The 8,119-nt window shown below is 44.5% G+C and carries 8 protein-coding genes; 1 reads left to right on the top strand and 7 read right to left on the bottom strand.

What is annotated here, in order from left to right:
- The first annotated feature begins 7 nt into the window (after positions 1 to 7).
- Complete coding sequence (locus CXF78_RS08260; protein WP_011635804.1) at positions 8 to 877, top strand: cation efflux pump FieF; 870 nt, start codon at positions 8 to 10, stop codon at positions 875 to 877.
- 111 nt (positions 878 to 988) lie between these two features.
- Here the strand turns inward: CXF78_RS08260 and CXF78_RS08255 are convergent, their stop codons facing one another.
- From CXF78_RS08255 to glnL, 7 genes are all read right to left on the bottom strand, one after another.
- Positions 989 to 1,747: a 2-oxo acid dehydrogenase subunit E2 gene (locus tag CXF78_RS08255; protein WP_102036491.1), complete on the bottom strand. Its 759-nt coding sequence runs from the start codon at positions 1,745 to 1,747 to the stop codon at positions 989 to 991.
- Positions 1,748 to 1,761: 14 nt separating this feature from the next.
- Positions 1,762 to 2,064, bottom strand: coding sequence for a DUF6506 family protein (locus CXF78_RS08250; RefSeq protein ID WP_102036490.1), 303 nt, complete (start codon positions 2,062 to 2,064; stop codon positions 1,762 to 1,764).
- Positions 2,065 to 2,076: 12 nt separating this feature from the next.
- Complete coding sequence (locus CXF78_RS08245; protein ID WP_011635807.1) at positions 2,077 to 2,376, bottom strand: biotin/lipoyl-containing protein; 300 nt, start codon at positions 2,374 to 2,376, stop codon at positions 2,077 to 2,079.
- Positions 2,376 to 3,386 (bottom strand): alpha-ketoacid dehydrogenase subunit beta, encoded by a 1,011-nt coding sequence (locus CXF78_RS08240; RefSeq protein ID WP_011635808.1) that lies wholly within the window; start codon positions 3,384 to 3,386, stop codon positions 2,376 to 2,378. Before CXF78_RS08240 ends, CXF78_RS08245 begins: the two co-directional genes overlap by 1 nt.
- A 13-nt stretch (positions 3,387 to 3,399) precedes the next feature.
- Positions 3,400 to 4,374: a thiamine pyrophosphate-dependent dehydrogenase E1 component subunit alpha gene (locus CXF78_RS08235; protein WP_011635809.1), complete on the bottom strand. Its 975-nt coding sequence runs from the start codon at positions 4,372 to 4,374 to the stop codon at positions 3,400 to 3,402.
- Positions 4,375 to 5,486: 1,112 nt separating this feature from the next.
- A complete protein-coding gene (glnG, locus tag CXF78_RS08230; protein ID WP_102036489.1) occupies positions 5,487 to 6,899 on the bottom strand; it encodes a nitrogen regulation protein NR(I) in 1,413 nt (470 codons plus the stop codon).
- Positions 6,900 to 6,935: 36 nt separating this feature from the next.
- Positions 6,936 to 7,973: a nitrogen regulation protein NR(II) gene (gene glnL / locus CXF78_RS08225; RefSeq protein ID WP_102036488.1), complete on the bottom strand. Its 1,038-nt coding sequence runs from the start codon at positions 7,971 to 7,973 to the stop codon at positions 6,936 to 6,938.
- Positions 7,974 to 8,119: the final 146 nt, after the last annotated feature.

The raw sequence follows: 8,119 nt of genomic DNA, 5'->3' as shown, positions 1-8,119 counted from the left end.
TTCTTATATGAGTACCTCTTCTGAATATGACTTTTGGGTCAAATTAGCTAGCCGCGCGTCAGTGGCCACAGCGCTGTGCCTTATTGTGATTAAGTTGATCGCTTGGATGTATTCGGGCTCTGCCAGTATGTTGGGCTCATTAACGGATTCATTTGCAGATGCACTTGCTTCGATTGTTAACTTTATTGCTATTCGGTATGCCATCGTTCCCGCTGATAAAGATCATCGTTATGGCCATGGTAAAGCTGAGCCGTTAGCAACGTTAGCTCAAGCTGCTTTTATTTTAGGTTCGGCGTCGTTGTTATTATTGTATGGCGGCGAAAAGTTAATTCATCCAGTGGCAGTCACCAATGCGATGAGTGGCATCGTGGTGTCTATTATTGCGATAGTACTGACATTTGCACTCGTTTTGCTGCAACGACATGCGTTGAAAAAAACCAATAGCTCTTTGGTTGAAGCCGATTCATTACATTATAAGTCTGACTTGTTATTGAATGCTGCGGTGTTGTTTGCGCTAATATTGGCGCAATATGGCTGGTGGTGGGCCGATGGTCTGTTTGCGGTGTTTATTGCATTGTTTATTGGTAATCAAGCTCTCGGTTTAGGTTATCGTTCAATTCAGAGCTTACTTGACCGAGAGTTAGACAATGAGACTCGCGACAAAATTAAAGCGTTAGCCAAGCAAGACCCTCGCGTTAAGGGGATTCATGATTTACGCACTCGTCAAGCGGGCAAAACCACGTTCATTCAATTGCACATGGAATTGGCTGGTGATTTATCTCTGCTTGAAGCTCATGCAATAGCAGATAAAGCGGGTATGACGATTAAAGCGGCGTTTGATGATGCAGAAGTGATAATTCACCAAGATCCGGTTTAATCAATGATGTGTAGAAACTAAGACTTTTAATTGAATAATGGCAGCTCATTAACCCCTTATCATTAGGTTAATGCACTGCCATTATTGATCTAACACTAATGTCATATGCCATTAGCAGAACGTCTCTGCTTGTGACAGATTTTGCTTTAGCTGTGCCATGAAGCGTGTTGCCATAGCGCCATCGATAACACGATGATCATAGGACAGCGATAATGGCAACATAGGGCGAATAACAATTTGGCCATTTTGCGCCACAACCTTGGTTATTTCTCTTGATACTCCTAAAATGGCAACCTCGGGCATGTTAATAATGGGCGTAAAACTCGTTCCTCCCATTGGGCCTAAACTGGTTACCGTGAATGAGCCTCCTTCAGTGTCGGCAAAGGTCAGTTTACCAGCGCGAGTTCGCTCAGCTAATTGTTGTGATGCTATGGCTAGCTCCTCTAGTGTGAGTGCGTCTACGTTTTTAATTACCGGAACGAGAAGACCATTTGAGGTGTCTACCGCAATCCCAATGTTGTAATAGTGCTTAAGCATCAGTGTTTCGCCGTCGTCACTGAGCGAAGCATTAAATGCAGGAAAAAGCTTCAATGCTTCAATCGTGGCTTTTAAAATGAACGGCAATAATGTGAAATGTATCTGTTCCTCTTCAGTCACACCCAAAACGTCAGCCGAATGTTCGATGTTAAACTTATGGCGTAATGCTTCGATGGCACCGATATCTACCTCATCATGATGGGTCACGTGGGGTATATGCGTCCAGCTCTCAAGCACATTATTAGCGATTATTCGCCTTATCTTAGTTAATGGTTCAGTGGTGACATCGCCAAACAAATGGTACTTAGCACCTTTATCTTGTAGAGTTTCCATGATAAATAATCCTATTATTTGGTGAAAATGCTATCACCACTCGCGCCATCCAACCCTGGATGAATATCAAACCTTACAACACCTACAGTGGCTTTACCCTCGACAGCGTTGGCAATACGAGCCGTACCAATGTGGCCAAAGCCACCACAGAGTTCGATAGATTTAATGCCTAAATCAGCCAGCTCAGTGGCAACCGATACTGCATCGTCGTAATTGCGTGTTGCAATCACTGTTAGTTCGACACTCGGGGTCGAGACAACACTTTTTTCATGGTTAGCATCGGGTGATAAAAACATAAAAGCTGCTTTTAATTTCATGGTGTTGTCCTATTAAGTTGGTGTGAATTTGGCAATGAAACTGTCTATTTGTGCATCATCAATCTCGGGAGATGCCATCACACCAATAAGTGAGCCAATTGGAAGCTCATCACCGACAGAGGCAACACTACGCCGCCATGTTCCGGCTATCGGTGATTCGTATGCTGAGGTGACCTTTTCGGTTTCAATATCGGCAATCTCATCACCCACTGCGACCGTTTTGCCAACCTCAACATGCCAAGCTGAGACGCTGCCTTTTTCCATCGTGAGACCAAATTTTGGCATTGTGATGGCATTAATATTGTTGGCCATTAGTGTTTCCTCATTACTGCTTGCACTGCAATTTCAATATCTGCAACGCTAGGGATGTAAGCTTGTTCAAGATTCGGTGCAAACGGCACCGGAGAGTGTGGTGGCATAACACGTTTAATCGGGGCTTTTAGCGCGGAGAATGCATATTCAGCCACGATTGAACTGATATCTGCTGCCATCCCACAACGAGGGCTGGCTTCATCAACTACTACTAGCCGACCAGTCTGCTCAACCGACGCTAATATTGCCTTCTCATCAAGCGGTGACGTGGTGCGGGGATCGATAATGGTACATTCGATACCAGCTTGGGCTAATGCATCAGCCGCTTTGCTAGCAAAACCAACCATACGACCAATGGCTACGATAGTGACATCACGACCTTCACGCACAGTACGGGCTTGACCAAATGGAATGACGTAGGGTTCATCAGGCACTTCGCCCTTATCGTTGAACATGGCTTTATGTTCAAAAAATATCACCGGGTCATCATCACGAATGGCTTGTAACATCAGCCCTTTGGCTTCATAGGGTGAAGATGGAATAACCACTTTTAAGCCAGGAATATGGGTGAAAATAGGATACAGACATTGACTATGTTGGCTTGCGGCTCCTGTGCCAGCCCCATATAAGGTTCTTACAACCACTGGTGTTGTGGCTTTTCCGCCGAACATATAGCGAAATTTAGCCATTTGGTTGATGATTTGATCTCCACAAACGCCAAAAAAATCAACAAACATAAGCTGAGCAACAGGCCTTAATCCCGTTGCAGCAGCACCAGCAGCGGCACCAATAAATGCGCTTTCGCTGATGGGAGTATCAAATACACGGTCACGACCAAACTCCGTCATTAAGCCATGAGTTGCGCCTAGTACACCGCCCCAAGCATCTTGTTGTCCAGCTGCACCTAAGCCACCGGCAATATCTTCGCCTAATAGTATGACTGACGGATCTTCTAGCATGGCGTCACGCATGCCTTCGTTGAGTGCTTCTCTAAAAGATTTTATAGACATAACTTCCCCCAAATCATAATGAGTAATTGGCGTAAACGTCAGTGGTGAGTTGGTCGATATTAGGTATTTCAGCGGCTTTAGCTTCATCGACGGCAGCATCAATGAGTGTTTTGACCTCATCATCGATGGCATCTAGCTCAACTACGGTTAGCATTTCGCCACCCGTGACCCTAGCGCGGAAAAATTTTAACGCATCGAGGTAAGTACGTTCGTCACGGACTTCACCAGGAGGGCGATAGGTGGTGGCGTCACCTTCAAAGTGTCCGTAATAACGAGTAAATTCAATGGCAATAAAGCGTGGACCAAGGCCTGCTCGCATCGCATCAACGGCTTCTTTGGCTGCGCGGTAAACGGCAAAGTAATCATGTCCGTCGACCTTTTTTCCTTTTATCCCAAATCCCGCGGCTCTAGCAACAGGATCATGGCCTCCCATGGACCAAGCACTGGCGGTGGATTCGGCATAACCGTTATCTTCCAATACAAATAGCACTGGTAATTGATTAACCGAAGCAAAGTTCATCGACTCAAGTATGGTGCCTTGATTAAACGCGCCGTCGCCAAAAAAGGCGACTGCAACCCCATCGGTGCCACGTACCTTAGAAGACAAGGCTGCGCCACAGGCTAATGGGCCACCACCACCGACAATCCCATTAGCACCAAGCATGCCTTTATCTAAATCAGCAATGTGCATGGAACCGCCTTTGCCTGCGCATAACCCCTCTGCGCGGCCGTAGATTTCTTTCATCATCCCCATCACATCACAACCTTTTGCAATGCAATGGCCATGGCCGCGGTGGGTACTGGCAATGTGGTCTTCATTATTTAATTGCTGACACACGGCTACAGCTGATGTTTCTTCACCGGCATATAGGTGAACAAATCCAGGTATTTGTCCTGTGGTGAATTCTTTGTGCAGACGTTCTTCAAATTCTCGTATGGTGCGCATTTGTCGGTACGCTTCCAGTAATTGTTCGCGATCAATATGCATTTGTCTTTCCTCCAAAATAAAAACCACAGAAGGCTAAGAAGTCCATTTAGTGCTGTTCAAAACAAGTGAAACAGTCATTCAGGTAGGCAGTGAAAGTGCTACATATCTACCGTGAAGCCTCACTTAATCGCAGTACGGGTCATTTCTTTAGCGGCTTTCTGGTTCGGAATGTTGAGAGGAAGAACGTCGTCTTTAAATGCCGTATTAAGTCCGTTAGGGATGACATTTTTTCAAAGGATGAAAGGGCGAGTGTATTTACCATAATGAAGTGAATAATATGGCATACACCATGTTGTTTCCCTTGCCTGTGATGACGTTGTAGCCTCAACGCGTAGCATGACGTGTTCCAAGTTGACGTTGATGTCATCTTTTTCCATGCTTGGTCACTCAATGTGGATACTGAAATGGTGTGGGTCATGTTGCTAGAGGACATATTGCTTTTTTTGTCATCTAACGCGCAAAGTTGACGCGTAAAGCGACCGAAGACGATAGCTTCGTAATAGAGCGGATCCCCGACGGTTTTAGGGGAAATAACTGTTTGCGGCAAGTCCATGATTTCTACCTTCCTAATTAAAGGAGAGTCTCAGCACACAAGTATCAGTATATTCCTGTACTGCGAATAAAATTTGATCCGCATCAACTTTGGTTAATATTTGAACAGGTATGTTATTGGCATCATTTTGGGGATTACGTTGAGCATCACTCTGAAATAGCTCTGAACATAATTAAGAACATCACTGGGGACAGAATATGGCTGGGATATTAACACCACTCACTATTGGAAGGTAATGTGTAGAGAAAATACTGTTTGAGGGTATTGTTTGAGTCGTGTGTTTGGCTTTGTTCATAGTAATTGAGTGGCGAAGTTAATGGGCCATGATTACGAGAATTATGATGATTATTGAGTGGATGTCGGATATGGATTTGTGTGATGACACTTAATTTATTAGTTGATAATTCAGTATAGCCTGATGAAAAATGGCTGTTTGAGATTCAAGGTTTATTCTGTGTTGGATTAAGGTTTTGTTAAGTGAATAAAACATAACAAACCTTAATCCAACACAAGCATTACTGCCAATATGATGACTAAAGTTGATGGCTAATGTTAATGGTTAATCCATCGACAGTTCTTTCAATTTACGCGTTAGGGTGTTGCGGCCCCAACCTAGGCGTTTAGCGGCTTCTTGTTTATGGCCTTGAGTATGTCTTAGTGCTGTTTCAAGTAAAATACGTTCAAATTCAGGTTGCACTTCAGTGAGCAAATCACTTTCACCTGCAGCCAGCTTTTCATCAATCCAATCAGTGAGTGCGGTTTGCCAGTCACTTGCTCCAGCCTGTTTCTGCTGGGTTGCAACTGGGTCTTTAAGCAATTCTGGTGGTAAATCTTGCGGTAAAATTTCTTGTCCGGACGCCATCACTGTTAACCAACGACAAGTATTCTCAAGTTGGCGAACATTGCCCGGCCAAGGTAAATTAGCCAACTTTACGGCTGTTTCTTTGGTGAGTATTTTGGGTTCAACGCCAATCTCTTTCGCAGCCGTGTTTAAAAAGTGGTTGGCGAGTTGGGCAATGTCTTCACGGCGTTGCGATAACGGCGGTAAGTGCACTCTGATCACATTGAGGCGATGAAATAAATCTTCGCGGAAGGTGCCTTTTTGCACCTGCACTTCAAGATTTTGATGCGTCGCAGCAATAATTCGCACATCAACTTGCACAGCTTGATGACCGCCGACACGATAGAACTGACCGTCGGCAAGTACTCGTAATAATCGCGTTTGCACATCGATTGGCATATCACCAATTTCATCTAAAAATAGCGTGCCACCATTGGCTTGTTCAAAACGGCCTTGGCGCACATTGGCGGCACCAGTAAAGGCGCCTTTTTCATGGCCAAAGAGTTCAGATTCAATCAAATCTTTTGGGATAGCAGCCATATTTAATGCAATAAAGGGCTTGTCCTTACGAGGGCTGTGTTTGTGCAATGCGCCAGCGACTAATTCTTTACCAGTACCAGATTGACCATTGATAAGCACACTAATTGATGAGCGAGATAATCGACCAATGGCACGAAACACTTCTTGCATTGCCGGGGCTTCACCAATAATTTCAGGGGTTTTTATGGTGGTATCAATCACAGGTTGTGGTGCTTGCTCTGTTGCATGTGTAAGTGCGCGTTCAACTAAATTAATCGCTTCATCAATATCAAATGGTTTTGGTAGGTATTCAAATGCACCTGCTTGATATGCGCTCACTGCACTGTCTAAGTCTGAGTGGGCGGTCATGATGATCACTGGAATATGCGGATAATGCAGTTGTAAGCGATCTAGTAAGGTTAAGCCGTCAGTACCTGGCATGCGGATGTCTGACACGATGACTTGAGGTTGTGATGCTTCTAAAGCTTGCCACAAGGATTCTGCAGCAGCAAAACTAGCCGTTGACAGTGATGCGCCTTTAAGGGCTTTTTCGAGTACCCAACGGATTGAACTATCATCATCGAGGATCCAAACTTGTTCACTAATGTTCATGTTACTACCTCATTCTGCCTACAAAGGGCATGCTAGTTATTGTAATGGCAGGTTAATAATAAATTCGGTATGCCCTGGTGCCGAAACACAATCAATGCGACCGCCGTGTAATCGGGCAATGTTATGTGCAATGGATAATCCTAACCCTGAGCCTTCGTCACGACCGGTGACCATAGGGTAGAAAAGGGTATCCATTAACTCAGCAGGAATACCGGGGCCGTTATCAATAATGGATAAGGCGAGTACCACTTTATAGCGCTGTGTTCCAATGGTGACTTGATGTTGAGTGCGAGTGCGAATGACAATATCACCACCACAATGTTCTAAAGCTTGTATCGCATTTTGTACAATATTCAATACGGCCTGCTGCATTTGATCTGGATCCATCTGAATATCAGGGATCGATGGATCGTAATCTCGTTTTAAGCTGATATTTTCTGGCAGTGCCATTTCAACGAGCTTAAGTACTTTTTGAATCACTTGATGGATATTGTGTTCAGTATGTTGCGTTGGACGTTGTGGGCCAAGCAAGCGGTCGACTAAATTTCGTAATCTATCAGCCTGTTCGATAATCAGGCTGGTAAATTCTTTTAACTCAGGTGAGTCGAGTTCTCGAGATAACAATTGCGCAGCGCCTCGAAGCCCGCCCAGTGGGTTTTTAATTTCATGAGCTAAGTTACGCACCAAAAACTGTGCTGCTTGCTGTTGGGCGTCCATATTAAGCTGCTGATGAATACGGCGTTGTTGGTCTACTTGGCGTAATTCTAAGATGCTGAGGTTATTGTCATTTTCAATAGGCACCAAGGTAATATCAATGGTGTGATGTTGGCCGTCTAGGGTAATTAATGCTGCGGTATTCACTGTAAGTCCCTGGCCCGCATTAATCGCATCGCGGAGTAATTGTGGCTCAACTCCCATCAGTTGATAGAGCTCGGGAAGCGTTTGTTCAAGCAGCTTATAGTTACCTACTCCCAATAATTGTGCGGCCGCGGCATTAGCATAGCTCGGCTTGAGCTCGTTATTAATAACGAGCACTGCGGTGACTAAGTGATTGAGAAGGTTATTTGTGTCCATTAGCCGTCCTAGTATTGGGTTGCACCATTATAATGCACCAATTTGGTGCATGTCACAACCCGGAACACACAAGCTCTTTATAAGATAAAAGATCACCTACAAATTTATAAGTGAATGAATAAAATAGTTTTTATCTTAATTATTTA

This window comes from Shewanella sp. 11B5, assembly GCF_002836795.1.
Classification (GTDB): Bacteria; Pseudomonadota; Gammaproteobacteria; order Enterobacterales; family Shewanellaceae; genus Shewanella; species Shewanella frigidimarina.
This window is presented reverse-complemented; position numbering and strand designations above follow the sequence as displayed.